Raw genomic sequence first — 24813 nt, forward strand, 5'->3', positions numbered from 1 at the left:
TAGCGTGGGCGGATTTTCCGCCCACGCATTCAACAAGAGCACGAATCGAGCGAAGTTTGAGCAGGGTCAACGGTAGGTCATGTTGAACGCATGGCGCATCAAGTCCAGGGCCCGCTGACAAGCGATCCACGGGTCATCCCTTTCTTTCGGTCATGCGTCGCGCATCTCTGTCCGCCTGTCAAGTTATTGCCGTTGTTACATCGCAACACCGATACCAAATTTTGGTGCGGCGCGTCATAATGGGGTAATTGGAGTACTATGGGGTCACGTGCCCTACCAACCAGCAGGCAATCGATGAGCGAAACCATGATCGACACCGGCACCATCGAGGTCCAGAAGGACCTGGATGCGCGTGGCTTGAACTGCCCCTTGCCGATTCTTAAGGCCAAGAAGGCGCTTGCCGAACTGGCGAGCGGGGAGGTACTGCGCATCGTCGCCACCGACACCGGTTCGGTACGCGATTTCCAGGCATTTGCCAAGCAGACCGGCAACGCCTTGCTGGCACATACCCACACCAACGGCGAATTCACGTTCTGGCTCCGCCGCAAGTAACACCGCTTTCCACCGATGGCCCGGTTCGCCGGGCAACCCCATAGCCTGTTCTTCAGGAAACCCCAACACGCACAACACATCACGATTAGGGTATTTCCTCTAGCCGAAAAACGCACGATCGTGCTTTAATTCTGACCTGAACGACATTTGCTTTTATAATTCGGATCATTTTTAGTCTTTAGTCTTCACCCCATTTTCCAAAGGCCCAATATGAAAGTCCTGGTACCCGTCAAACGCGTGGTCGACTACAACGTCAAGGTCCGCGTCAAGTCCGACGGCAGTGGCGTCGATATCGCCAACGTCAAAATGTCGATGAACCCGTTCGACGAGATCGCGGTGGAAGAAGCCACGCGCCTGAAGGAAGCCGGCAAGGTCACCGAGATCGTTGCCGTGACCTGCGGCGTGGCCCAGGCCCAGGAAACCCTGCGCACCGCGATGGCGATCGGCGCCGACCGCGGCGTGCTGGTGGAGACCGCTGCCGAGATCGAGCCGCTGGGCGTCGCCAAGGTGCTGAAAGCGCTGGCCGTGGAAGAGCAGCCGCAATTGATCATCCTGGGCAAGCAGGCGATCGACGACGATTCGAACCAGACCGGTCAGATGCTGGCCGCGCTGCTGGGCTGGCCGCAAGCGACGTTCGCATCGAAGGTCGTGCTGGAAGACGGCAAGGTCACCGTGACCCGCGAAGTGGACGGCGGCCTGGAAACCGTGCAACTGACCTTGCCGGCCATCGTCACCACCGACCTGCGCCTGAACGAGCCGCGCTACGTCACCTTGCCGAACATCATGAAGGCGAAGAAAAAACCGCTGACGACCGTCAAGCCGGAAGACCTCGGTGTCGACGTCACGCCGCGCCTGAAGACCGTCAAGGTCGCCGAGCCGGCCAAGCGTTCGGCCGGCGTCAAAGTGCCCGACGTGGCGACCCTGGTTGCGAAGCTGCGCACCGAAGCTAAAGTCATCTAATTAAGGAATTTCATCCATGGTCGCACTCGTCATTGCTGAACACGACAACGCCCACCTGAAGGCTGTCACCCTGAACACCGTCACCGCGGCCGCGCAATGCGGCGGTGACGTGCACATCCTCGTCGCCGGCAGCGGTTGCGGCGCCGTCGCGGAAGCGGCCGCCAAGGTCGCCGGTGTGTCGAAAGTGCTGGTCGCCGACGCCGCGCAATTCGCCGACGGCCTTGCCGAGAACGTCGCCGAGCAGATTCTTGCCGTCGCCGGTAACTACTCGCACATCCTGGCGCCGGCTTCGGCCTTCGGCAAGAACGTGCTGCCGCGCGTCGCCGCCAAGCTGGACGTCGCACAGATCTCGGAAATCACCAAGGTCGATTCGCCCGACACGTTCGAGCGTCCGATCTACGCCGGCAACGCCATCGCCACCGTGCAGTCGACGGATAAGGTGAAGGTCATCACCGTGCGCGGCACCGGCTTCGATGCGGCCGCCGCCGAAGGTGGTTCGGCCGCCGTCGAGACGGTCGCCGCCGTCGCCGACTCCGGCAAGTCGAGCTTCGTGGGCCGCGAAGTGGCCAAGTCGGACCGTCCGGAACTGACCGGCGCCAAGGTTGTTGTTTCTGGCGGCCGCGGCATGGGCTCGGGCGACAACTTCAAGATCCTGGAGCCGTTGGCCGACAAGCTGGGCGCCGCCATGGGCGCATCGCGCGCCGCCGTCGACGCCGGCTACGTGCCGAACGACTGGCAGGTCGGCCAGACGGGCAAGATCGTCGCGCCGCAGCTGTACATCGCCGTCGGTATCTCGGGCGCGATCCAGCACCTGGCCGGCATGAAGGATTCGAAGACCATCGTCGCCATCAACAAGGATCCGGAAGCGCCGATCTTCTCGGTGGCCGATTACGGCATCGTCGGCGACCTGTTCGAGGTCGTGCCTGCCCTGGTCAAGGAACTGGGCTGATCCACTCCCGCGAAGGCGGGAACCCGAGTCTGTAGCGTTTAACCGGCGTTTGCCGTTGCTGGCTGTGGGTTCCCGCCTTTTTTGCGACTTGAGATTGACGTTTACGTAAAGAGAAACTAGGAGACCGCGGTGAGCTACAACGCCCCCCTGAAAGACATGCTGTTCGTGATGAACGAACTGGCCAATCTGTCCGAGATCAACCAGCTGCCCGGCTGCGAAGACGCGACCCCCGACACCGTCGAGGCCGTGCTGGAAGAGAACGCGAAATTCTGCGGCGAAGTCGTCGCCCCGCTGAACCACCCGGGCGACAAGGAGCCGAGCTACTGGCACGACGGCCAAGTCACAACGTCGAAAGGTTTCAAGGAAGCGTTCAGGAGCTTCGCGGATGCCGGCTGGCAAGGCGTGCAGCACCCGGCCGAATTTGGCGGCCAGGGCTTGCCGAAGCTCGTCGCCACGCCGTGCATCGAGATGCTGAATGCGTCGAACATCGCGTTCGCGCTCGTCGGCCTGCTGACGGACGGCGCCATCGAGGCGCTGCTGACGGCCGGCACAGACGAACAGAAGACGCGCTTCATCGAGCCGCTGATCTCCGGCAAGTGGACGGGCACGATGAACCTGACGGAGCCGCAAGCCGGTTCCGACCTCGCCGCCGTGCGCACGCGCGCCGTGCCGCAGGGCGACGGCACGTACAAGGTCTTCGGCACCAAGATCTTCATCACGTATGGCGAGCACGACATGGCGGAGAACATCATCCACCTCGTCCTCGCGCGCACGCCGGACGCGCCCGCGGGCGTGAAGGGCATCTCGCTGTTCATCGTGCCGAAGTTCCACGTGAACGCCGACGGCTCGCTGGGCGAGCGCAACGACGTGCACTGCGTCTCCATCGAACACAAGCTGGGCATCAAGGCGAGCCCGACCGCCGTGCTGCAGTTCGGCGACCATGGCGGCGCGATCGGCACGCTGGTCGGCGAAGAGAACCGCGGCCTCGAATACATGTTCATCATGATGAATGCCGCGCGTTTCGGCGTCGGCATGCAGGGTATCGGCCTGGCCGAGCGCGCCTACCAGCAGGCCGTCGCGTTCGCGAAGGAGCGCGTGCAGTCGCGCGCCGTCGAAGGTTCCAGCGGCCCCGTCGCCATCATCAACCACCCGGACGTGCGCCGCATGCTGATGTCGATGCGTGCGCAGACGGAGGCGGCACGCGCGCTGGCGTACGTCGGTGCCGGCCTGTCCGACCTGGCACACAGCCACCCGGACGAGGCGACGCGCAAGACCAACCTGGCACTGTACGAATACCTCGTGCCGGTGATCAAGGGCTGGTCGACGGAGATGAGCGAGAACGTCGCGCGCGACGGCGTGCAGGTCCATGGCGGCATGGGTTTCATCGAAGAGACGGGCGCCGCGCAGCACTATCGCGACGCGAAGATCCTGACCATCTACGAAGGCACGACGGCGATCCAGGCGAACGACCTCGTGGGCCGCAAGACGGTGCGCGACGGCGGCGCCGTGGCGAAGGCTATCCTGGCGCAAGTCCGCGCGACCGAGGCGCAGCTGGCGGACGCGCAGGATGCCGACCTCGCCGCGATCCGCACGCAACTGGTGGCGGGCAGCGCGGCGCTGGAAGCGGTCGTCGACTACGTCGTGGCGAACACGAAAGCCGACCCGCGCGCCGTGTTCGCGGGCAGCGTCGTGTACCTGAAGCTGGCCGGTGTCGTGCTGGGCGGCTGGCAGATGGCGCGCGCGGCCCTCGTGGCCCGCAACAAGCTGGCTGCCGGCGATGGCGACGCGGCGTTCTACCGCGCCAAGATCGCGACGGCACGCTTCTTCGCCGACCACATCCTGTCGCAGGCGGATGGCCTGCGCCACGCGATCGTGGACGGCAGCGCGGGCGTGCTGGCGCTGGACGTCGAGCAGTTCTGACGGCGATCCATACGATGCATTGAAAGCGGCCTGCGGGCCGCTTTTTTCATGGCGCGGCGGGATCAGCCGTAGGCGCCGCCCGTGTACAGCAGGTCGAACATGCGTGAGATCGTGGCGATGAGCACCGTCGCGCCGACCAGCATCGTGAGCACGACGAGCAGGATCACGAACCAGTGCGACGAAGACTGGCGCCCCGAGCCGGCGTTGTAGCGGGCATCCCACTTCTCGTCCGGCGTGAGCCCGATGACCAGGGCCTCGATGAAGCCGGCGACGCACGATACGATGATCGGGAGCAGCACCCAGAACGGATTCGGCGCGTGCCCGAGCCCGTACACGAGGCCGGCCACGGGGAGGCTGCAGACGTGCAGCAGGCCGATGCGGTCGACGCTGCCCTTGAGGTAGAAACGGTGCGCGCCGATGCCGCCGAGCAGGAAGGCGAGGGAGGTGGCGAGAGTCTTGTTCTTGTGCTGCGACATCGCGTTCTTGTTGAAAGGAAAGCCATCAGTATCGTCCAAAACGGGGTATGTGGCACGCGCTTTCGCGCTCCGGGTGTCCACGGGGGCAAGTACGCGGTCGCAATGCGCAATTCCGCAGGGAGAACGGGGCCGCACAGTGGCGGAGTGGCCCGAAATCGGCGATAATCTTGGATTCGGCCGGGACTGCGCGCCCCGCGTTCTTGGTTTTTATGTAAACGCTTGCTGATGCGAGGTAGGGCGCGCTATAATCGTCGGCTTTCTCCGTCCAGCACAATTTTTTGGAAATATTATGGTCGTTATTCGTTTAGCTCGTGGTGGTGCCAAGAAGCGCCCGTTCTACAACATCGTTGCAACCGACTCGCGCAATCGCCGCGACGGCCGTTTCATCGAGCGCATCGGTTACTACAACCCGATGGCTTCGGGCAAAGAAGTCGGCCTGAACATCACCGCTGACCGCCTGTCGTACTGGCAAGGCGTTGGCGCACAACTGTCGCCGACCGTTGCTCGCCTGATCTCGTCGCAAAAGGCTGCTGCTTAATTCGAGGTTGTAAAGGTTTGACTGATTCGGCAGCACATCCGGGCGCGACCGCGCCTGACGACCTGATCCAGGTCGGCCACATCACCGGCGCCTACGGGATCCGGGGTGGCATTCGCGTCGCACCGTATTCGATGGATGCGGATGCGCTGCTGAACATCAAAACCTGGTGGCTCGACAAGCCGTCGCTGCGTCCCGTCGAGGTGCGGAACGCGAAGTACCACAGCGGCGACGTGACGGCCACGCTGGTCGACGTGACCGACCGCGAAGGCGCCGAGGCCCTGAAAGGTGCCACGGTGCAGGTGTCGCGGGCGGACTTTCCGGCGCTGCCGGAAGACGAGTATTACTGGACCGACCTGATCGGGTTGGAGACGGTGAACCTGCAGGGCGAAGCGCTCGGCAAGGTGACCGACATGATGCACAATGGCGCGCAGTCCATTCTGCGGATCACGCCCGTGCCCGATCCGAACGCCGCTCCCGACGTGAAAGCGCCGGAGCGGCTCGTGCCGTTCGTGGACCAGTACGTCAAGACGGTCGACCTGCAAGCCAGACTGATTACCCTGGACTGGGGTCTGGATTATTGATCCCGTCCGCCTGAAGCGAGGTCTCGATGCAGTTTGACGTCGTGAGCTTGTTTCCCGAAATGTTTGCCGCATTGACGCAGTCGGGCGTGACCCGGCGCGCGCACGAGCAGGGCTTGTGGAACCTGTCGATCTGGAATCCGCGCGATTTCACGACCGACCGCCACCGCACCGTGGACGATCGCCCGTATGGCGGCGGCCCCGGCATGGTGATGCTGGCCAAGCCCCTCGAGGCGACGATCAACGCGGCGAAGCAGCGCCAGGTCGAGATGGGCCTGCCTGCGCCGAGAGTCGTGTTCATGTCGCCGCAAGGCAAGCCGCTGACGCATGCGCGCGTGATGGACTTGAAGGACGAGCCCGGTCTCGTCGTGCTGTGCGGACGCTACGAAGCGGTCGACCAGCGCCTGCTGGACCGTGTTGTCGACGAGGAAATTTCGCTGGGCGATTTCGTGTTGTCCGGCGGGGAGTTGCCCGCGATGGCGCTGATGGATGCCGTGGTGCGGCATCTGCCCGGTGTGCTGGGCGATGACGCGTCCGCCGTCGAAGACAGTTTTGTCAACGGCTTGCTGGATTCGCCGCATTACACGCGTCCGGAAGTCTATGAAGGCGTGGCCGTGCCGCCCGTGCTGATGGGCGGCAACCACGCCGAGATCATGAAGTGGCGCCGCCAGCGGATGCTGGAGGCGACCGCGAAGAAACGGCCCGATCTGCTGGACAAGGCGCGCAGCGCCGGTCTGCTGACGAAGGCCGACGAGCAGTTTCTCGCAACCTTGGTTGCGGAATAAAGGCGAATAACCGCAAGGCTATTCGCATGTTTAACCCCATCCTCTACCGGGCATCGAACGCGCCGGCAAGATGGTATAAGGAGTCTACAAATGGATCTGATCCAGCAACTCGAGCAAGAAGAGATTGCGCGCCTCGGCCGCAACATCCCTGATTTCGCACCGGGCGACACCGTTGTCGTCAACGTCAACGTCGTCGAAGGCAACCGCAAGCGCGCCCAGGCATACGAAGGCGTCGTCATCTCGCGTCGTAACCGCGGCCTGAACTCGAACTTCATCGTTCGCAAGATCTCGTCGGGCGAAGGCGTGGAGCGTACGTTCCAGCTGTACTCGCCGCTGATCGCTTCGATCGAAGTCAAGCGTCGCGGTGACGTGCGTCGTGCGAAGCTGTACTACCTGCGCGAGCGTTCGGGCAAATCGGCACGTATCAAAGAGAAACTGCCGACCCGCAAAGCTGCTGCTGCAAAGTAATAGCAATTGCGATAGGGAAAAGGCATCCAGGCGGATGCCTTTTTCTTTTGGAGAGAGCCTTGGCAAAACTGCACATCGATCCCAAGCGCCTGCCCGTCGACGCGATCGCCGGCGAGCCGGCGGTGCCGGCCGACCGCCTGGATGCCGCCTGGCTGCGCGCGCGCCTTGCGCATCCGCCGCTGTGGGAGCCGGAATTGCCGGAAGACATGCGCCAGCGCTTTCCCGTGCTGCGCCGTGCGGCCGTCCTGATCCCCCTCGTGCGCCGGCCTGACGGCCTGACCGTGCTGCTGACCCAGCGTACCGAACACCTGACCAACCACGCGGGCCAGGTCAGCTTCCCCGGCGGCGGCGCCGAAGAGCTCGATTCCTCGCCGATCGAAACCGCGTTGCGCGAAACGGAGGAGGAGATCGGCCTGTCGCGCCGCCACATCGAGATCATCGGCGTGCTGCCCGACCACGTCACGGCGTCAGCCTATGTCGTCACCCCGGTCGTGGGCCTCGTCGCGCCGCCGTTCGACCTCACGGCCGAATCGAACGAAGTGGCCGACATCTTCGAAGTGCCGTTGCGGTTCCTGATGGACGGCATGAACCACCAGCGCATGTCGTTCGAGCTGCCCGACGGCGGCGGCCGGCGCAGCTTCTACGCGATGCCGTACGAACGCTTCTTCATCTGGGGCGCGACGGCAGGTATGCTTCGCAACTTATTTCATCTGCTGCGCGCCTGATCGGGCATGGACTCGCGCCGGTCTCTGCGCTATCGTAGCGGGCAATGAAGTAAGGCAACAACGACAAAGGACCGTGCATGACTTTTTTCTCCATTCTGTGCGCGCTGCTGATCGAACAGCTGAAGCCGCTGCGCGCGGATAACCAGATCTACGCCGAGATCAAGCGCCTCGCCATGCGCATCGAGGGCTGGTGCAATGCGGGCCAGGCGAGCCATGGCCGGCTGGGCTGGTTCCTGATGATGGCCGCGCTGATGCTGCCGACGGCCGTGATCTATGGCGTCCTGGACCATTACCAGTTCGTGTTCGCCAAGTTCGCCTGGAACGTGCTGATCGTCTACCTGACGCTCGGTTTCCGCCACTACAGCCATTACTTCACGTCGATCCAGTTCGCCCTCAACGCGGGCGACGAGGCGACGGCCCGTACCTTGCTCGCCGAGTGGACGAAGCTGGACACGGTCGGCATGGACGCCACCGAGATCGCCCGCATCGCCGTCGAAAAATCCCTGATCACGACGCACCGCAATGTGTTCGGCGTGTTCTTCTGGTTCCTGATGCCCCTCGGGCCCGCCTGCGCCGTCATGTACCGCGTGTCGGAATACCTCGCGCGCGCGTGGAACGAGCCGGACCACATGCGCAACGAAGCGTTCGGTCAGTTCGCCGCCCGCGCGTTCTACTGGATCGACTGGATTCCCGTGCGCCTGACGGCGATCGCGTTCGCCGTCGTCGGCAATTTCGAGGACGCGATCTATGCCTGGCGCAATTTCGCCAACCGGTGGGTGGACGAATCGAAAGGGATCATCCTCGCCGCGGGCGGTGGCGCCATGGGCGTGCGCCTGGGCACGCCGGCCGAGACGGCGCCGCGCGTGCTGCCTGCGGACGCGGCGATCGTCGACCTGTCCGCCGGCGAGGACGACATGCTCCCCGGCGACGAGCCGAACGTGCGCGCACTGCAAAGCACGGTCGGCCTGGTCTGGCGCGCGCTGTTATTATGGATGCTGCTCCTGCTGCTGCTGTCCGGCGCCGTCCTGCTCGGCTGATGATCTTTGGCGTGCCAGCACGGGCTGGCACGAAGGGCTCGTCCGCAAGTCTTCTATAAGATATAATAGTCGGGTTGTTCTCATCCACGCCTTTGTTTCAGAAGCCGCACTATGGCCGACTCACCGCAAACCGGGAAAGGCGCCGACGAATTCTTCATTCTCGGCGTGACAAGTAAGGGCAGGCAATTCCGCCCGAGTGACTGGGCCGAGCGTCTGTGCGGCGTCATGTCGTGCTTCCGGCCGGCGGGCAGCGGCGGTCCGAACGCCCACCTGAAATTCTCCCCCTACGTGCACCCGACCGTCGTCAACGGCGTCAAGGCCGTCGTCGTGAACAACGCCCTCAAAAGTATCGAACCGCTCGCTTACCACTTCGTGTGCAATTTCGCCAAGGACAACGACCTGCAAGTCGTCGAAGCCTGCTTCGTGCCGCCCGCCAACGAAAAGAAAGCCTGATCGCCGCGCAGGTTTGATTTGTCGCTAACCTGCGACTATGCTCCAAGGATAGCGTAAGCATCTGACGTTGGAGCTGGCCATGGAAGTCGGAAAACTCTGTACGGTCGACACCATCTGCTGCGCGCGCGACGAAAGCGTGCAGGGTGCGGCCTTCCTCATGCGCAAACACCACGTGGGCGACATCGTCGTCGTCGACGATACCGACAGCCAGCGCACGCCGGCGGGCATCGTCACGGACCGGGATATCGTCGTGTCCGTCGTCGCCCTCGGCCTCGACCCGAACGGGCTGCAGGTCGGCGACATCATGACGGACGACCTGCTCACGGCCGACGAGCACGACGACGTCAACGTCATCATCGAACGCATGCGCCTGCGCGGCATCCGCCGCGTGCCCGTCGTGGGCGAGGGCGGGCGCCTCGTCGGCATCGTCAGCGCGGACGACCTGCTCGGCTTCCTGGCCGAGGAGATGGAAGATCTGGCGCGCATCAGTCCCTATCAGCAGCAGCACGAGCGGCGTACGCGGCAGTGATTGTGAAGCGCCGATAATGAGACCGCGATAGGAGAATCTGCAACTTTCAGCATCGTGCCGATTTCACCGCCGAGGTGTGCCGCATAAAAATTAAACGCATCCTCGCACCTGCCGTCGTAGTCGATGTGGAATGACAAACTCATGACTTGTCTCTTTTCGATGTAGAACAGGTATCCGGAGAATCGAACGCGATCGTCTGCTGCTGGCCGAACCCGGCCGTTCGTAAGGATCAGTGTACGGCCCGCATTGCTTTTCTGGTAAGTCGAGGTTACAGCGATGACACGGCGCTTTATGATGAAGAGCTGTTCCTGATGCATTCGACACGGGCCATGGCAGCAGGTCTGCCGTCGTCAATCAATGGATGGCGACGTGAGAATTGGAGAATTTTCCTGTGCGCTTAAGCGATATCATGTGCCCGTCCTCACATATTGCTAGGCCATGAAGAACTATCCCGCTAGCGTCGCCTCCGTCCTTATTCTCGCCGCCACCTCGTTGCCGTCGGCCGCGGCGCCGGCGCAAAAGTATCCTCCTGTCGCCCCGCAGTACTGCGCGAAACCCGAATACCCGAAAGAAGCGCTACGCTACGAGCTCGAGGGCAAAACCACCCTGCGCTACACGATATCGCCCGAGGGGCGGATGGTCGACGTGACGGTGACTAAGTCCAGTGGCTGGCGCTTGCTCGACGATGCAACGGTGGCGTTCGCGTCAAGCTGCGCGTTTCCTCCCGAGCAAATTGCTGCGTTTCAGGGTAAGACCTATCCGCTGCAATACGTTTGGAGCCTGGATCGGCATGAGGCGCATCCGGCGCTGGTGACGGACAGCTGCCAAGCGTCGCAAACCTTTGCTGGCCTGAAGCTCTTCGATGACCAATCGAGCGACGAGCGCGGCCTGAAGATACGTTTCCTGGTTGACGCCGCCGGGCAACCGTATGGCGTCAAATCGGAAGGCGGTTCGCTGGACACCGCCACAGCCGACCAGTTGGCGGCCTATGTACAGTCCTGCCGCTTCGTGTTCGATCCGAAGGTCGTGCCTAAGCCGAGCACCGATGCGATGTTCGGGCGTGTGCTCATGCGTTGATCTTCACGAGAGTGATATGCCCCCCCGTTTGCTGCGGTAAGAATGCCGTGCAACGATGCGGATGTGACATAGTCAAACGTCCTGACTGCTGCACGCGCACTGCCGGGTTCGGCCAAGAACGGCCGCTCGACGATGGAGGTCAATCATGCTTCTTCTAATTTCGATAGTCCTTGGGTTTGCCCTGATGTTTCCACTCGGGTGGCTATTCGGGATCATGAACTGGCCAGTCTTTCACAGTTGGGGACTGGCCCACGGCGCGTTCATGGTGGCTTGGCCACTCCTGACACTGACCTCGTGGATTCTCGTTTCGCTCATGCGTTCTCGAGGTAAGGCGGAGCAGCAACCAAGTGACCGGGTTCGCCCAGGAGCGGATACTTGAACAAGCGCTGGTCTTTGGCCGCTGTGGGCTGCTTCATCAACTCATGAAAGAGACGTTACCTTGATTTGTTCCAAATGCGGTCAAGAGCATCCATTGAAAGACATGGAATTGACTTTTCGTCGCCCTGATGACGTGGCGCGACTCTCTGCAGAGGAACGGGGTCGCCTCGTTCGAGAAGATAACGATTTATGTGTCATCGAACGGAAGCGGTTTTTCATCCGTGCGCTGCTGCCTCTGCCTGTCGAGTTTCGCGACACACCATACTGCATTGGGTTATGGGTTGAAGTCACTCAGGCGACGTTTGAGCGAGTCTACGAACTGTGGGACTCGGACGACCAAGTACACGAGCCGCCTTTCGCTGCGCGAATCGCTAATGACATCCCGACGGCCGGTGGCTCGCTCGGCTTACATGCGGAAATGCGTTTGACCGGTCCGGCTACCCGGCCAGATGTTTTCCTTCTGCCGAGCCAACACCAGCTCTACATCGAGCAGGCACACGGAATCGACGAACATCGGGTATCTGAATACGCTGCCCTGTTTGCGTAGCCTGCAGGTCGAATGGGGCGGAAACGATTAGCCGGGGTTGCTGTGCCGAGTTGAATCGTCGGGGTGGGGCGAGAGCGGTCGTGGGCGTCAAACCACTCAGAAGCTGCCAGTCGTGTCTGGAAAATGAGGAAGGACTTGTGAAGGCCATGCGAAATTCATCTTTCTTGATACGCTTTATCTATGCCATTTGTCTTGCTGGCGCGTCCTTCAATCATGCGAGGATAGTCGCCGCGCATGGTTTCGATTGGGACTATGGTGGGTTGCCCGCGTTTGTCTGCGTTTTCTGGACTGCACTGACATTTGTTGACGCGCTCGCTGTCATCTTATTGATGACCAAGCCCATACTCGGACTGGGTCTCGCGACTGCCATCATCGTGTGCGATGTCGTGATCAATGCTTGGGTTGGAATGCGATACGGCTTCGACCTTGCTTCGTTTGCTGCACAAGCCCTGTTCCTAGTATTCGTGATGTCGACGGTTGGCATTGCCTGGCGTGCCGAGTCAGGAGGGTCAGGCAGACGTACCGCAGCAGGTCGGAGTGCCTGAACATAGGAGTCACCATGCCCAGCGATGACGATGATCTGAACGTGGTCCTTGACGACGAGGATGCGAAAGCCATTGCAGCGTTGACGGTCGACGATGTAAATGTCCATCAGGTAAGCCTAGCCTAAGCCACCGTCTGTTACCATGTCCCGCGGCCGCGCCAGGCCCCTCGGCCGTGGCGCGTCCCGATAACGTGGACCTTACGGACGGAGTGACATGAGCTTGACGTTTTTCCAGCGCGGCGTGGCCGCTTATGCGGTCGTTGGCGGCCTCACCTTCATCGCGGCCGGTGGTGCCCAGGCCTTCGACTTGCCCAAGGGCGTCGTGCAGGGGCCGTCGGTCGAAGGCATCACGGAATACCGCCTGCCGAACGGCTTGAAGGTGCTGCTGTTCCCCGATTCGTCGCGTCCCACCGTCACCGTCAACGTCACGTACCTCGTCGGCTCGCGCCACGAGAACTACGGCGAGACGGGCATGGCCCACCTGCTGGAACACATGATGTTCAAGGGCAGCCCGAAGCATCCGGACATCACGCGCCAGTTCCAGGACCGCGGCATGCAGTTCAACGGCACGACGTCGCTCGACCGCACGAACTACTACGAAGTGTTCCAGGCATCCGACGACAATCTGCAGTGGGCGCTGGCCATGGAAGCGGACCGCATGACGCATTCCAATATCGCAAAGAAGGACCTCGATTCGGAAATGACGGTCGTGCGCAACGAGTACGAGAACGGCGAGAACTCGCCGGGCGCCGTGCTGTCCAAGCGCATGCAAAGCGTCGCGTACGACTGGCACGCGTACGGCCGCGCGACGATCGGCAACAAAAGCGATATCGAAAACGTCCGCATCGCCAATCTGCAGAATTTTTATCGCACGTATTACCAGCCGGATAACGCCGTGCTGCTCGTCGCGGGCAAGTTCGATCCCGCGAAGACGCTGTTGTCGATCAACCGGCTGTTTGGCGTCGTTCCGAAACCCAAGCGCACGTTGCCGGAGTTCTGGACCGTCGAACCCACGCAGGACGGCGAGCGCACGTTCACCGTGCGCCGCAAGGGCGACGTGCAGATCGTCGAGCTCGGCTACAAGGTGCCGTCCGGCCTGCACGACGACAGCGACGCGTTGAGCTTCGCTTCAACCATTCTCGGTGACGCGCCCACGGGCCGCCTGCACAAGCTGCTCGTGGAGTCGGGGCAGGCCAGCCAGGTATTCGCCTACGGCCAGACGGGATATGCGCCGGGCCTGCAATACGTCGGCGCCGTCGTCAAGAAGGATGCGCCGCTCGAACCCGTGCGCGCCGCGCTGACGAAGGCCGTCGAGGAATTCGCCCAGCATCCGCCGACGCCGGAAGAAATGGAGCGCACGAAGCGCAGCTTCCTGAACGAATTCGAGCGCAGCCTGAACGATCCGCAACAGGTGGGCCTCGCGCTGTCGGAAGTGATCGCGCTCGGCGACTGGCGCCTGTTTTTCGTCGGACGCGACCGCGTTAACAAGATCACGTCGGCCGAGGTCGCCGCCGCGGCGGGCCGCTATTTCAAGCGCGATAATCGCGTCACGGGCGAATTCATTCCGGACGACCATCCGGAACGCGCCGTCGTTCCGCCCGCGCCCAGCGTGCAGAGTGTGCTGAAGGATTTCAAGCCGCAGGCGTCCACGTTGACGGCCGAGGATTTCGATCCGAGCCAGGCCAACATCATGAAGCGCACGACGTTGACGACGGCCGGCGGCGTGAAGCTGGCGCTGCTGGCGAAAAAGAACCGCGGCCAGACCGTCACCGTCGACCTGCGCCAGCACATCGGCGACGAACAGAACTTGTTCGGCAAGGGCGCGCTGCCCGGCCTGACGGCCGCGATGCTGATGCGCGGCACGTCGAAATACGACCGCGTGCAATTGGCGGACGCGTTCGACAAGCTCAAGATTTCCGGCAGCCTCACGCATTTCCAGACGACGCGCGAGAATTTGCCGGAAGCACTGAAGCTCGTCGCCCACGTCCTCCACGAAGCCACGTTCCCGGCCAGCGAATTCGAACAGCTGCGCCAGCAATCGATCGTGGGCCTGGAGTCGAGCCGCAGCGAGCCGACCAGCGTCGCGTCGCGCGCGCTGAATGAGCATTTCGACATCTATCCGAAGGGCGATGTCCGCCACGAAACGACCCTCGACGAAGATTTGGCCGACCTCAAGACCGCCACCGTGGATCAGGTCAAGGCCTTCCACCGCGACTATTACGGCACGGTGCCGGCCGAGATGGCCATCGTCGGCGATTTCGACGCCCAGGCGATCGCACCCCTCGTCGATCAATTGTTCGGCCAGTGGAAAGCCCCGATGCACGTGGCCCCTGTGCTGCGCAAGAACGGCGACATCGCGCCGATCCATGAATTCCTCAACACGGCGGACAAGGAAAATGGCTACTACGCGGCGCGCATCAACGTCGACCTGAACGTCGAGGATCCTGACTATCCGGCCCTGATGCTGGCCGATTACATCTTCGGCGGGGGCGGGCTGCGCTCGCGCCTGATGGACCGCGTGCGCCAGAAGGACGGCTTGTCGTATGGCGTCGGCTCGAACCTGGCGGCCGGTGACCTCGACCGTGCGGGCATGTTCGCGATCAATGCCATCGCGGCGCCGCAGAACCTGGCGAAGGTCGATGCGGCCGTCCGGGCGGAACTCATGCGCGCGCTCAAGGATGGCTTCACGGCGGCGGAACTCGCCGGCGCGAAGTCGGGTCTGATGCAACAACGGATCCAGAATCGTGCGGACGATGGCGCGCTGGCGGCGGGCTGGACGTCGTACCTGTACCGCGGCCGCACGTTCGAATGGTCGGCCGAGTTCGAAAAACGTTTGATGGCCGTCACCTTGCCTCAGTTGAACGCGGCGTTCCGCAAGGCCGTCGACCCGGCGAAGATGTCCGTCGTCATGGCCGGCGACAAGGCGAAAGCCAAAGCTGCACCCTGATTGCAACACTCGGCCGTTCATGAAGCGGTCGACGTGCTGAGAAACTTGGTCAATGCCCGAGACGGGCGCTATCATGTTGCTTCAACGCAGTATTTCTCGCAGGAAGCGAAGATTGCGTAAAGCCATTGTAAAGGAAGCATGATGAAGGGCATGACCAAGCAGACACCGGGCGGCATCTCGTATGCAGGCAAGGTTGTGCTGGTAACGGGTGGCGCCAGCGGCATCGGCCGCGCGATGGCGCTCGCATTCGGGCGCGCGGGCGCCTGCGTCGTCATCGCCGACACGGCCGTCGATGGCGGCCATATGACGGCGGCGCTGATCGTCGAGGCGGGCGGCAAGGCGCTGTTCGTGAAGGCCAACGTCACGGTCGCGGCAGATGTCGAAGCGCTGATCGAGAAGGCGGTCGGTCACTACGGCCGCGTCGACTGCGCCGTGAACGGTGCGGCAGTCGAAGAGGAATACCTGCCGCTGGCCGAGGGCGAGGACGACCAGTTCGACCGCATCATGGGCGTCAACGTCAAGGGCGTGTGGCTGTGCATGAAGAGCCAGCTGCGCCAGATGCTCAAGCAGGAAGGCGGTGGCGTGATCGTCAACATCGCCGATGCCGGCGGCCTCGTGGCTGCGCCGCATCGCGCCATCTATTCCGCCTCGAAGCACGCCGTGGTCGGCCTGACGAAGAGCGCGGCCGTCGAATACGCGAAGGATGGCATCCGCATCAACAGCATCTGCCCGGGCGCCGTGAAGACCCCGATGCTCGCGCGCGCGCTCGAGCGCGAGCCAGGGCGCGACAAGAAGCTCAAGTCGGCCCACCCGATGGGGCGCATCGCCGATCCGTCCGAGATTGCCAGCGCGGCGTTGTGGCTGTGCTCGGAGCAGGCGTCGTTCGTGACGGGGCACCAGCTTGCCATCGATGGTGGTTTGACTGCGATCTGAGACGGGGTTCTACGCGAGATTTTTTGGACCGCGCCGCCGGCATGTCGTTCTTTATTTGCGCTTCCGGCTCGTCGCCCGCTGCTGCTTCGCCTGCGTACCCACGCGCGCCTGGCGCGCCTTGTACAGCGCCACGGCATCCTCGCGTGCGCGCGTGAGCGTGCGCATGTCAGGATGGTCGTCGTGCGGCGAAAAATACTCGGCGGCCTGCGCGTCGACGACGAGCTTGATGGCGGTGGCGTCGTCGAGGTCGTAGAGTTCGGTCAGCAAGGTGGCGACTTCGTCCAGGTAGGCTTCGTAGGTCAGGTTCGTCATGGTGTTGTTGTTTTAAAAAGTGAATCAGCCGGCACTCAGCTCGGCCACGAAGTCGTACATGTCGCCGCGGAAGTACGAGCGGCAGAATTCCACGGCCTGGCCGTCCGGCAGGAAGCCCAGCCGTTCCACACACAGGCCCGCGTCGCCTTCCTTCGATTGCAACAGCTTCGCCTGCTCGGCGTTCAGCAACAGTGCGGACAGGCGCTGCAGCGCGCGCACGGGCCGCTTGCCGTTCGCTTCCAGCGCTTCGTACATCGACACGTCCACCGCGTCCAGCGAGGGCAGGGCGGACGCGGCGATGGTCGCGTATTCCAGGCACATCGGCATGTCGTCGGCGTAGCGGATGCGGTTGAAGCGGTAGACGGCGGCGCCCGGCGACAGGCCGAGGCGCAGCGCTTCTTCCGGCGTCACCTGGCCTTCCGACCGTTTGAGCCACACGCTGCGCGGGGTGCGTCCGCGCGAGCGCATGTCTTCCGAGAACGACGTCAGCTTGGCAAAGTTCTTTTCGATGCGCGTGTTGATGAAGTTGCCGGAGCCGGCGCGACGCACGAGCAGGCCTTCCTCGACGAGGCCGTCGATGGCCTTGCGCACGGTGATGCGCGAGATGTCCAGTTCCGCCGCCAGCTGGCGCTCGGCCGGCAGAGCCTCCGCCGGCCCGTAGATGCCGCGTTCGATCGCATCGCGCAGGGCGCGCTGCAATTGCTGGTACAGCGGCAGATTGCTCGTGGCGGAGAGTTGCTGCATCAACTGCGCGAGGTCGGACATGCGGTGGGTATGTGGGGCGAACGATGCCGCGATAGTACCAAAACCGCGCCAAAAAAGCGCCAAAAAAGCGCCAACTAAAGACCGCTGGTGAAGGCGGTCCTTCCGCGCCGGACTGGCCCGCTCATTTCGGCCGCGGATTGACGACCTTGCGATCCGGCTGCACCAGCTTGCCTGCGCGCACGGCCGCGACGGCGGCCGACACGGCGCGCGCGACGTTGCGCACCTCCTCCTGGAACGCCGTGTCCTTGTCCAGCGTGTCGTGGCTGTCCGCATACGACTCGTAATAGCCGACGTAGCGGTCGAGCTGGGCGACGGGGCCCGCGTCGATGAGACCCATCCAGTCGAGCCAGTCGGACAGCGAGCGCCGCGTCGATTCGATACCTGCCACGTCGCCGTGTACGACGACGCCGTAGATGCGGCCGGCCAGGTGCTTCGGATAATGCCAGTGTTCTTCCAGCGCCTTCGCTTCCTCCGCCTTCTTGCCGTGCGTGGACGTCGGATCGGGATTGCCGCCGTCCGCGCACACGAGCCGGTCGATCATCAGTTTCAGTATCGACGGTGACTGGTACCAGTAGACGGGCGTCACGATGATGATCCCGTGCGCGGCCACCCAGCGCTCGTAGATCTCGTTCATCCAGTCGTTTTCCTGGTTCAGCGAATGGTTCGGGTAGCAGCTGCACGGCCAGTGGCACAGCGGCATCGCCGTCGACACGCAGGCCTTGCACGGGTGGATGTGGCGATCGTAGTCGGAGATGATGAGCGACAGGTCGAGCAGGTCCGTCTCGATGCCCTCGGCCGCCAGCACGGCTTCGCACAGCTTGGCGAGGCGCCATGTCTTCGAGATTTCGCCGGGGCAGCTGCCGTCGTTGCGGGCCGCGCCATTGATCACGAGCACGCGGCTGCGCGTGGCCGGGTCCTTCTGATGTGCCTCGGCGGCCAGCAGGCGGTCGTGCGTCTCTTTCCATTCGACGGACAGGTCGTAGTCCGGATCGGCGAAACCGGGGCCCGCCTTCACGGTGACGGGCGCCTTGTGCGAATCGACGTAGGCCTGCCACGCGACTTCCTCGACGGCCGCCAGTTCCCGCGCGACGGCCCGGTAGGCGGGGTCGTAGAAGTCGCGCGTGAACACGAGGTGGAATTCGTCTCGGTTCAGTTTCGCGGGAGCCTGTCCCTTGCGTACGGTCGTCATGGCCGGCCCTTTCTGGAAGAGTTGCGGCGATTATCGGCCGCGGACTCGGCGCTGCCCGTACGGCAATTAACATAGACGAAAAAAAGCGGCGCGAACCGTCGGTGCGCGCCGCCTTTGGGCCGGGAAGATCCGGCGGTATGGGATTACTTGGCTGCCGTGGCGCCCGTCGGGTGGTTCAGCAGCAGGATCCAGTACTTGGCCGTGTCCGACAGGCCGCCGCCCGCCTTCACTTCCTGGAACGTCTGGATGGCCTTGTCCTTCTGGCCAGCCTTGGCGTAAGCCATGCCCAGGCGCAGCTTCGCTTCGTCCGGTGACTTCAGGCTGCCCTTCGCGATACCCTGTTGGATAAAGCCGATGCCCTTGTCGTACTGGTCCATCGTGACGTATGCCCAGCCCAGGTTGACGAGGCCGGCGCCGGTCTTGGCCTTGGCGGCACCCGCTTCGCCCGCGGCGATGTTCTTGGCGTCGCTTGCCGCTTCCTTCGTGGCGCGGTCGCGCAGCTGGCGGTCCTTGGCGGCGCCGCTGCCCGTGCCCAGCACGCCGGCCGCGAAGCCAGCGTCGACGACTCTCTTCGCTTCGGTCGGGAAGCCGTCTTTCATGGCCAGCTCGGCCAGTTCCGTGTATGAGTCGGACGACATCTGCTTGACGGCGGCGAATTGCAGGCGCAGCACGTCGGGGATGCTGGCGTCCTGGAAGCCCGGCCTGCGCACGATGCCGCGGCTGATCAGGTCGGTCCAGAAATCGTCGTTCGGGTAGTACGCGGCCAATTGCTCCAGGCCGCGCAGGTAGGCGGCGTCATCCTTGACCTTGTTCGCGGCCGATGCGTACAGGCGCAGGTCTTCCTGCGACGGCGTCTTGCCGGCCTGTTCCGCGGCCTGCAGCACGGGCTCCTGGGCCTTCAGTGCGGACGCGTAGTCGCCGCTCAGGTAGTAGGAACGGATCAGTGCCGAGTTGACCTGGTCGGATGCTTTGCCGCTGGCCTGGATCTGCTTGTACAGCTCGATCGCCTTCGGATAGTTCTTGGCGTTGTAGTACATCGTGGCCAGCGCTTGCGTGAAGTTGGGCTTGTCCGCTTCCGGCAGCTTGCCCGACGCGAGGATCGCTTCCAGCGCGCTCATTGCCATCTGGTCGTTGCCCGTCGTCGAGCCCAGCGACAACTTCATGCGGTTCAGCACATAGGTTTCGTACGGCGTCTTGTCCGGGAAAGCTTCGGCCTGCGTGACGCGGTTCTGCACTTCCGCGTAATTCTTTGCATCCATCAGCGGCTTGATCTGGGCCGGGTCGAGCAGCTTGTACAGCTCGGGACGGACCGAGTCGGGCTTCGGCGCGGCGGCCGGTGCATTCTTGTCCTGCGCCGACGCGCTGTGCATCAGGGCCGGTGCCGCGTTCAGGCCAAGGGCGGCCAGCATCATGGCAAGGCGGGCGAAACGGAATTGGGACATTGAAAAATCCTCTCTTAATGACGTGAAATACATATGGCGACGGTGCCGGATGCCGATGTCGGACAAAGCGTGCATTGTCCCACAAACTGTTGACGGACGTGACAATTGTGCCCCAGCCGTGCGGTGTCCGTATGCGGCGTTACATGTCGTTACCCGCCATCGCTAAAAGCCCGGCACGGGGCAGTGGCCCGTCGCCGCGATGTCGCCGGTCAGCCATGCACGCACGGCATCCAGCGCGGGCGGCGCGAAGCCGTACGTCAGCAGCGCGGGTGCCGCGAAGTCGAGGGCCTGGTACGGGTTCCACAGCGCGAGGTGCAGGTCCGGGGTCCACGTCGCGCGGGCGTGCGGGCCGTAGCGGCGGCGCGAGGTCGACGCGAGGATCGTGAAGCGCCCATCGTCGGGCAGTGTGCCCCAGTCGAACGTTTCCGCGTCGGCGAACGTCACGAGGTCGACGTCGAACAACTGCCCGAGCATCGCGGCGATGGCGCCGGCCGGCACTCCGGCTTCCGACACGCCGTCGCTGACGACGTCCTGGCGCGCGACGAGGCGCACCTTGGCACCCGGCGCGGGACGTTCCAGAGTGCCGCGCGCCGTCAGCGCCCGGCGCCACGCCTGCGCCATCAGCGCGCGGTCGGCGGCATCGGTGGTGTACGGCACCGCACCGGCCGGATGTGCTCGTGCGAGCCGGTCGAGGCGTTCGAGGCGGGCATGGACGCCGGCCAGCGGCAAGCGGCCGTCCGCGATGGCGGCGGCGATCGCATCGACCGTCTCCTCCTGCGTCTCGCGGTTGCCGATGGCCATGACCATGTCGGCGCCCGCGACCAGCGCGTTCACGGCCGCGTCGCCCGCGCGGTAGCGGTGTGCGATCGCGTGCATGTCCATGCCGTCCGTGATGATCACGCCTTCATAACCCCACTGCGTGCGCAAGAGGTCGTGCAGGATCGCGCGCGACATCGTGGCCGGATTGTCCCCGTCGAGCGCCGGATACACGATGTGCGCCGTCATCACGGCGGGCGCATGCGGCGCCGCCGCGCGGAACGGCGCGAATTCGAAGCGCGTAAGGTCCGGCAAGGGTTTGTCCACGGTGGGCAGGTCGCGGTGCGAGTCGACGTGCGTGTCGCCATGGCCGGGGAAGTGCTTCACGCAGCACGCCACGCCTTCGCTCTCGCTGCCGGCCATCCATGCGAGCGCCAGCTTGGTCGCTTGCTCCGGATCGGCGCCGAACGAGCGCTCGGCGATGACGGGGTTTTGCGGATTGTTGTTCAGGTCCAGCACGGGCGCGAAGTTCCAATTGAAGCCCAGCGCGCGGATCGCGCGCGCGACCGCGGCGCCCACGTCGCGCGCGAGGTTCGCATCGCCCGCGGCGCCCAGCGCCATCGCGGACGGCGGCGGCGGCACCCACAGCGCGCGCACGACGGCGCCACCTTCCTGGTCGAGCGCGATCAGCGCTTCGGCGCCCATCGCGTCTTTCAGGTCGCCGGTAAAACGCGTCAGTTGCGCCGCGTCCGTCATGTTCTGGCGGAACAGGCACGCGCCGCGGATGCGGTTGGCGCGGATGAAATCGGCGGTGGCCGTATCGAGTTCCGTGCCGAACAGCCGGATCATCATCAGCCGGCCGGCCAGTTGGCGTAAGTCGTTCGTGTGCATCAGCGTGTCAGTGCGGTCAGTGTGTCTTCGTGACTTTGTTCAGGTGGCGCGGCTTGTCCGGATCGAGTCCGCGCGCTTCCGACAGGTGCGCCGCCATCACGTAGAACGCGGCGATCGCGACGATCGGGTCGAGGTCCGGGCAGCCCGCGACGGGCAGGTCAAGGTCGCGCGACGGCACGTCGGCCGGCGCGGCCAGCAGCACGCGCGCGCCGCGGCCGCGCATCTCGTCGGCCAGCGCGACGAGGCCCGCCTGCGCGGGGCCGCGCGTGGCGAAGATCAAGAGCGGATAGCCTTCGTCGATCAAGGCCATCGGGCCGTGCTTGATCTCGGCGCCGGAAAACGCCTCGGCCTGCAGCGCGGACGTCTCCTTGAATTTCAGCGCCGCTTCCAGCGCGATGGGGAAGCTGATGCCGCGGCCCACGACCATGATGTTGCGCGCCGGGGTCAGCACCTCGAGCGCGGCCGACCAGTCAGTCTGCACGGCACGGCGCAGCGCGTCGGGCAGGGCGGCGAGGCCCGCCTTCAATTCGTCGTCCTGCTGCCACTCCGCGACGAGGCGCGCCCCCGCGGTCAGGCTCGCGATGAAGCTCTTCGTCGCGGCGACGCTCTGCTCCTTCCCGGCACGCAGCGGCAGCGCCCATTCCGCCTCGTGGGCCAGCGGCGAATCGATGTCGTTCACGAGCGCCACCGTCGTCGCGCCGCCCGCGCGGAAATAGCGGATCGGTTCGACGACGTCCGGGCTCTGGCCCGACTGCGAGATCGATACGGCAAGCAGGCCGGCGGCCTGCAGCGGCGCCTTGTACAACGTGACGAGCGACATCGGCAGCGACGTCACGAGGCGGCCCATGCGCGCCATGATCAGGTAGGCGAGGTAGCTCGACGCGTGGTCCGAACTGCCGCGCGCCACCGTCACCGCGTTGTGGAAGGATGTGCTGCGCAGGCGGTGGCCCAGTGCCGCGTAGCGGTCGGCGTCGTTGGCCAGCTGCAGGGCGACGCAGTCGGCCGCGGACACGGCTTCTTCAAGCATCAGCGAGGTCACACGCTTCTCCTTCGATATAAACGGCTTTCAGTTTGAGGTCGCGCCCCAGCACGACGACGTCGGCGAAGCAGGCCGGCGCCAGGCGGCCGCGGCGCGTTTCGCCCAGGTAGTCGGCCGCGTTCGTCGACACGCGCCGCGCGGCATCGGCCAGATCGAGGCCGATCGAGACGAGGTTGCGCAGCGCCTGGTCCATCGTCAAGGTGCTGCCGGCCAGCGTGCCGTCCGCGAGGCGCACGCCGCCCATGCATTTGTGGACGACCTGGCGGCCCAGCATGTACTGGCCGTCCGGCATGCCGGCGGCGGCCGTCGAATCCGTCACGCAGTACAGGTTCGGAATGCAGCGCAGCGCCGTGCGGATCGCGCCCGGGTGCACGTGCAACAGGTCCGGGATGATCTCCGCGTACTGCGCATGCGCGAGCGCGGCGCCCACCATGCCGGGATCGCGGTGGTGCAGGCCCGGCATCGCATTGAACAGGTGCGTGAAGCCGGCCGCGCCTTGTTCCAGCGCACGCACGCCGTCGTCATAGCTGCCGTTCGTGTGGCCGATCTGCACGCGGATGCCGGCGTCCGTCATCTGGCGCACGAGCGCGAGGTGCCCGTCGACCTCGGGTGCCACGGTGATGAGGCGCATCGGTGCCTGCGCGTGGAAACGCTCGACTTCTTCCATCGTCGCTTCGCGCGCGAACGGCGGCTGCGCACCGAGTTTGCCCGAATTGATGTACGGGCCTTCCAGGTGCACGCCAAGGATGCGCGCCTCGCCCTTGCCGCGCTGTTCGCACGCCGTGCCGATGGCGGTGAGGGCCCGGTCGATGTCGTCGAGCGGTGCCGTCATCGTCGTGGCGAGGAGGCTCGTCGTGCCGTGCCGCGCGTGCAGCCGGGCGATCACGTGCGGCGCGTCGCCGCCTTCCATCATGTCGCGTCCGGCGCCGCCGTGCACGTGCAGGTCGATGAAGCCGGGCAGGATGTAGTCGTCCGTGTTCGATGACGGATGGGCCGCGTCGCCTTCGATGGCGGCGATCGTCGCGCCGCCATCGTCGATGACGAGCCGCCCGCGGATCCAGCCGTCCGGTGTCAGGATATTGCCTTGCATAGTGAATCCTTTCATGCCGCGACGTGCAGCTCGATCATGTTCAGCGCGCCGCGTGCCGAATCGCCTTCGGGCGCGCGGGCACGGGCCGCGAGCGCGGCCGGGAGCCAGTCGCGCAGCGCGGCACCAAGGCCGCCGCACAGCGCCAGCGGGAGACTGCCGTCCGGGTCGAGCGCGCGCGCGATGGCGGCCGCTTCCTCGCCTGCTTTCGTCAGGATGGCGCGCGCGGCCGGGTCATCCGCATGCTTCAGTACGAGCGGCGCGAGCGTGGCATATGCCGTCTGCGTGGCCTGGCCGAGCCAGACCTGGATGGCGGCGCGGTGGCCGCCGCATGCGTCGATGACGTCGGCCGCGAACGCGCTGTGTGCGCGCCGTCCGTCCAGTACCTGCTCGATGTGGTTGATGGCCGCGAGGCCGATCCAGCCGCCGCTCGCTTCGTCGCCGGCGGGGAAGCCCCAGCCGCCGACTTCGCGCCGCGTGCCGTCGGTCTGCAACACTTCGCCCACGCTGCCCGTGCCGATGGCGACGATGGCGCCGGGGCGGCCGCCGTGTGCGCCCATCAAGGTCGTGAACGCGTCCGTTTCGAGCCGCAGCGCGGCATAGCCAGGGTCGGCATCTTCGAATTCTTTGGCCCACTGGCGATTGTGTACGCCGGCGAGGCCCAGGCCGATCGCGATGCGGTCGAGGGAAGGTCGTTCGATGCCGGCCGCGGCGAACGCTTGCGCGACGGCGTCTTGGACGGCAACCCAGGCGCGGGCGATGCCGAGGCCCAGGCCGGAAGGGCCGCCGGCGCCTTGCGCCAGTTCGACGGCGCCGCCAGGCGCGCGGCGGGCGATGCGCACGCGGGTGCCGGTGCCGCCGCCGTCGACGCCGATGAGATAGTCGATCATATTGAGTGCTGTGCCGGGAAGGTCAGGGCACTATAGGCAGCACGGA

The 24813-nt window shown here is 64.5% G+C and carries 26 protein-coding genes; 17 read left to right on the top strand and 9 right to left on the bottom strand.

Annotation, left to right across the window (positions count from 1 at the left end; translation table 11 throughout):
* Positions 1 to 324 precede the first annotated feature (324 nt).
* From NX784_RS19810 to NX784_RS19825, 4 genes are all read left to right on the top strand, one after another.
* The gene (locus NX784_RS19810; RefSeq protein WP_258818499.1) at positions 325 to 552 is read left to right on the top strand and encodes a sulfurtransferase TusA family protein; all 228 of its coding nucleotides are present in this window, start codon (positions 325 to 327) and stop codon (positions 550 to 552) included.
* 210 nt (positions 553 to 762) lie between these two features.
* Positions 763 to 1512, top strand: a complete 750-nt coding sequence (locus NX784_RS19815; protein ID WP_258818417.1) for an electron transfer flavoprotein subunit beta/FixA family protein — start codon at positions 763 to 765, stop codon at positions 1510 to 1512.
* Positions 1513 to 1528: 16 nt separating this feature from the next.
* Positions 1529 to 2461 carry an electron transfer flavoprotein subunit alpha/FixB family protein gene (locus tag NX784_RS19820; protein WP_258818418.1) on the top strand — a complete coding sequence of 311 codons (933 nt, stop codon included), beginning with the start codon at positions 1529 to 1531 and terminating at the stop codon, positions 2459 to 2461.
* Positions 2462 to 2590: 129 nt separating this feature from the next.
* A complete protein-coding gene (locus NX784_RS19825) occupies positions 2591 to 4381 on the top strand; it encodes an acyl-CoA dehydrogenase (RefSeq protein ID WP_258818419.1) in 1791 nt (596 codons plus the stop codon).
* Between the two features lie 62 nt (positions 4382 to 4443).
* Here NX784_RS19825 and NX784_RS19830 read toward each other — a convergent pair whose 3' ends face one another.
* Positions 4444 to 4857, bottom strand: coding sequence for a TM2 domain-containing protein (locus tag NX784_RS19830; protein WP_258818420.1), 414 nt, complete (start codon positions 4855 to 4857; stop codon positions 4444 to 4446).
* Positions 4858 to 5146: 289 nt separating this feature from the next.
* On the opposite strand from NX784_RS19830, the gene rpsP reads away from it, so the two are divergent.
* From rpsP to NX784_RS19895, 13 genes are all read left to right on the top strand, one after another.
* Complete coding sequence (gene rpsP, locus NX784_RS19835) at positions 5147 to 5395, top strand: 30S ribosomal protein S16 (RefSeq protein WP_056440640.1); 249 nt, start codon at positions 5147 to 5149, stop codon at positions 5393 to 5395.
* A 17-nt stretch (positions 5396 to 5412) separates the two neighbouring features.
* Positions 5413 to 5976: a ribosome maturation factor RimM gene (gene rimM, locus NX784_RS19840; protein WP_258818421.1), complete on the top strand. Its 564-nt coding sequence runs from the start codon at positions 5413 to 5415 to the stop codon at positions 5974 to 5976.
* A 26-nt stretch (positions 5977 to 6002) separates the two neighbouring features.
* Positions 6003 to 6758 carry a tRNA (guanosine(37)-N1)-methyltransferase TrmD gene (gene trmD / locus NX784_RS19845; protein ID WP_258818422.1) on the top strand — a complete coding sequence of 252 codons (756 nt, stop codon included), beginning with the start codon at positions 6003 to 6005 and terminating at the stop codon, positions 6756 to 6758.
* 90 nt (positions 6759 to 6848) lie between these two features.
* A complete protein-coding gene (gene rplS / locus NX784_RS19850; RefSeq protein ID WP_258818423.1) occupies positions 6849 to 7226 on the top strand; it encodes a 50S ribosomal protein L19 in 378 nt (125 codons plus the stop codon).
* Positions 7227 to 7285: 59 nt separating this feature from the next.
* On the top strand, positions 7286 to 7951 hold the full coding sequence (locus NX784_RS19855; protein ID WP_258818424.1) for a CoA pyrophosphatase: 666 nt from the start codon (positions 7286 to 7288) through the stop codon (positions 7949 to 7951).
* A 77-nt stretch (positions 7952 to 8028) separates the two neighbouring features.
* The gene (locus NX784_RS19860) at positions 8029 to 8988 is read left to right on the top strand and encodes a CobD/CbiB family protein (protein ID WP_258818425.1); all 960 of its coding nucleotides are present in this window, start codon (positions 8029 to 8031) and stop codon (positions 8986 to 8988) included.
* 111 nt (positions 8989 to 9099) lie between these two features.
* Positions 9100 to 9441 carry a DUF3579 domain-containing protein gene (locus NX784_RS19865; protein ID WP_258818426.1) on the top strand — a complete coding sequence of 114 codons (342 nt, stop codon included), beginning with the start codon at positions 9100 to 9102 and terminating at the stop codon, positions 9439 to 9441.
* Positions 9442 to 9520: 79 nt separating this feature from the next.
* Positions 9521 to 9970, top strand: a complete 450-nt coding sequence (locus tag NX784_RS19870; protein ID WP_258818427.1) for a CBS domain-containing protein — start codon at positions 9521 to 9523, stop codon at positions 9968 to 9970.
* Between the two features lie 438 nt (positions 9971 to 10408).
* The gene (locus NX784_RS19875; RefSeq protein WP_258818428.1) at positions 10409 to 11047 is read left to right on the top strand and encodes an energy transducer TonB; all 639 of its coding nucleotides are present in this window, start codon (positions 10409 to 10411) and stop codon (positions 11045 to 11047) included.
* 439 nt (positions 11048 to 11486) lie between these two features.
* Complete coding sequence (locus NX784_RS19880; protein WP_258818429.1) at positions 11487 to 11972, top strand: DUF2199 domain-containing protein; 486 nt, start codon at positions 11487 to 11489, stop codon at positions 11970 to 11972.
* A gap of 80 nt (positions 11973 to 12052) precedes the next feature.
* Positions 12053 to 12517 (top strand): hypothetical protein, encoded by a 465-nt coding sequence (locus NX784_RS19885; RefSeq protein ID WP_258818430.1) that lies wholly within the window; start codon positions 12053 to 12055, stop codon positions 12515 to 12517.
* A 213-nt stretch (positions 12518 to 12730) separates the two neighbouring features.
* On the top strand, positions 12731 to 15463 hold the full coding sequence (locus NX784_RS19890; protein ID WP_258818431.1) for a M16 family metallopeptidase: 2733 nt from the start codon (positions 12731 to 12733) through the stop codon (positions 15461 to 15463).
* A gap of 150 nt (positions 15464 to 15613) precedes the next feature.
* Positions 15614 to 16396, top strand: coding sequence for an SDR family oxidoreductase (locus NX784_RS19895; RefSeq protein ID WP_258818432.1), 783 nt, complete (start codon positions 15614 to 15616; stop codon positions 16394 to 16396).
* Positions 16397 to 16447: 51 nt separating this feature from the next.
* Here NX784_RS19895 and NX784_RS19900 read toward each other — a convergent pair whose 3' ends face one another.
* The 8 genes from NX784_RS19900 to NX784_RS19935 all read right to left on the bottom strand — a co-directional run bounded on the left by NX784_RS19900 (position 16448) and on the right by NX784_RS19935 (position 24767).
* Positions 16448 to 16708 (bottom strand): hypothetical protein, encoded by a 261-nt coding sequence (locus NX784_RS19900; RefSeq protein ID WP_370662952.1) that lies wholly within the window; start codon positions 16706 to 16708, stop codon positions 16448 to 16450.
* A gap of 24 nt (positions 16709 to 16732) precedes the next feature.
* A complete protein-coding gene (locus tag NX784_RS19905) occupies positions 16733 to 17473 on the bottom strand; it encodes a GntR family transcriptional regulator (protein ID WP_258818433.1) in 741 nt (246 codons plus the stop codon).
* Positions 17474 to 17594: 121 nt separating this feature from the next.
* On the bottom strand, positions 17595 to 18662 hold the full coding sequence (locus NX784_RS19910; RefSeq protein WP_258818434.1) for a flavodoxin family protein: 1068 nt from the start codon (positions 18660 to 18662) through the stop codon (positions 17595 to 17597).
* Positions 18663 to 18805: 143 nt separating this feature from the next.
* Positions 18806 to 20104, bottom strand: a complete 1299-nt coding sequence (locus NX784_RS19915) for a tol-pal system YbgF family protein (protein WP_258818435.1) — start codon at positions 20102 to 20104, stop codon at positions 18806 to 18808.
* A gap of 162 nt (positions 20105 to 20266) precedes the next feature.
* A complete protein-coding gene (locus tag NX784_RS19920) occupies positions 20267 to 21751 on the bottom strand; it encodes a glycoside hydrolase family 3 protein (RefSeq protein ID WP_258818436.1) in 1485 nt (494 codons plus the stop codon).
* A gap of 16 nt (positions 21752 to 21767) precedes the next feature.
* On the bottom strand, positions 21768 to 22778 hold the full coding sequence (locus NX784_RS19925; protein WP_258818501.1) for an SIS domain-containing protein: 1011 nt from the start codon (positions 22776 to 22778) through the stop codon (positions 21768 to 21770).
* Complete coding sequence (gene nagA / locus NX784_RS19930) at positions 22771 to 23880, bottom strand: N-acetylglucosamine-6-phosphate deacetylase (RefSeq protein ID WP_370662953.1); 1110 nt, start codon at positions 23878 to 23880, stop codon at positions 22771 to 22773. The genes NX784_RS19925 and nagA overlap by 8 nt, the downstream gene beginning before the upstream one ends.
* 11 nt (positions 23881 to 23891) lie before the next feature.
* A complete protein-coding gene (locus tag NX784_RS19935) occupies positions 23892 to 24767 on the bottom strand; it encodes a glucosamine kinase nucleotide-binding domain-containing protein (RefSeq protein WP_258818438.1) in 876 nt (291 codons plus the stop codon).
* Positions 24768 to 24813 lie beyond the last annotated feature (46 nt).

It is taken from the genome of Massilia pinisoli (assembly GCF_024753285.1).
Lineage (GTDB): Bacteria > Pseudomonadota > Gammaproteobacteria > Burkholderiales > Burkholderiaceae_D > Telluria > Telluria pinisoli.

Bases quoted from the DNA above. Each gene is read 5' to 3' on its own strand.
- NX784_RS19815 (WP_258818417.1), top strand. From the start codon at position 763: ATGAAAGTCCTGGTACCCGTCAAACGCGTGGTCGACTACAACGTCAAG.
- NX784_RS19820 (WP_258818418.1), top strand. From the start codon at position 1,529: ATGGTCGCACTCGTCATTGCTGAACACGACAACGCCCACCTGAAGGCT.
- NX784_RS19830 (WP_258818420.1), bottom strand. From the start codon at position 4,857: ATGTCGCAGCACAAGAACAAGACTCTCGCCACCTCCCTCGCCTTCCTG.
- rpsP (WP_056440640.1), top strand. From the start codon at position 5,147: ATGGTCGTTATTCGTTTAGCTCGTGGTGGTGCCAAGAAGCGCCCGTTC.
- trmD (WP_258818422.1), top strand. From the start codon at position 6,003: ATGCAGTTTGACGTCGTGAGCTTGTTTCCCGAAATGTTTGCCGCATTG.
- rplS (WP_258818423.1), top strand. From the start codon at position 6,849: ATGGATCTGATCCAGCAACTCGAGCAAGAAGAGATTGCGCGCCTCGGC.
- NX784_RS19860 (WP_258818425.1), top strand. From the start codon at position 8,029: ATGACTTTTTTCTCCATTCTGTGCGCGCTGCTGATCGAACAGCTGAAG.
- NX784_RS19865 (WP_258818426.1), top strand. From the start codon at position 9,100: ATGGCCGACTCACCGCAAACCGGGAAAGGCGCCGACGAATTCTTCATT.
- NX784_RS19870 (WP_258818427.1), top strand. From the start codon at position 9,521: ATGGAAGTCGGAAAACTCTGTACGGTCGACACCATCTGCTGCGCGCGC.
- NX784_RS19875 (WP_258818428.1), top strand. From the start codon at position 10,409: ATGAAGAACTATCCCGCTAGCGTCGCCTCCGTCCTTATTCTCGCCGCC.
- NX784_RS19890 (WP_258818431.1), top strand. From the start codon at position 12,731: ATGAGCTTGACGTTTTTCCAGCGCGGCGTGGCCGCTTATGCGGTCGTT.
- NX784_RS19895 (WP_258818432.1), top strand. From the start codon at position 15,614: ATGACCAAGCAGACACCGGGCGGCATCTCGTATGCAGGCAAGGTTGTG.
- NX784_RS19900 (WP_370662952.1), bottom strand. From the start codon at position 16,708: ATGACGAACCTGACCTACGAAGCCTACCTGGACGAAGTCGCCACCTTG.
- NX784_RS19905 (WP_258818433.1), bottom strand. From the start codon at position 17,473: ATGTCCGACCTCGCGCAGTTGATGCAGCAACTCTCCGCCACGAGCAAT.
- NX784_RS19910 (WP_258818434.1), bottom strand. From the start codon at position 18,662: ATGACGACCGTACGCAAGGGACAGGCTCCCGCGAAACTGAACCGAGAC.
- NX784_RS19915 (WP_258818435.1), bottom strand. From the start codon at position 20,104: ATGTCCCAATTCCGTTTCGCCCGCCTTGCCATGATGCTGGCCGCCCTT.
- NX784_RS19920 (WP_258818436.1), bottom strand. From the start codon at position 21,751: ATGCACACGAACGACTTACGCCAACTGGCCGGCCGGCTGATGATGATC.
- NX784_RS19925 (WP_258818501.1), bottom strand. From the start codon at position 22,778: ATGCTTGAAGAAGCCGTGTCCGCGGCCGACTGCGTCGCCCTGCAGCTG.
- nagA (WP_370662953.1), bottom strand. From the start codon at position 23,880: ATGCAAGGCAATATCCTGACACCGGACGGCTGGATCCGCGGGCGGCTC.
- NX784_RS19935 (WP_258818438.1), bottom strand. From the start codon at position 24,767: ATGATCGACTATCTCATCGGCGTCGACGGCGGCGGCACCGGCACCCGC.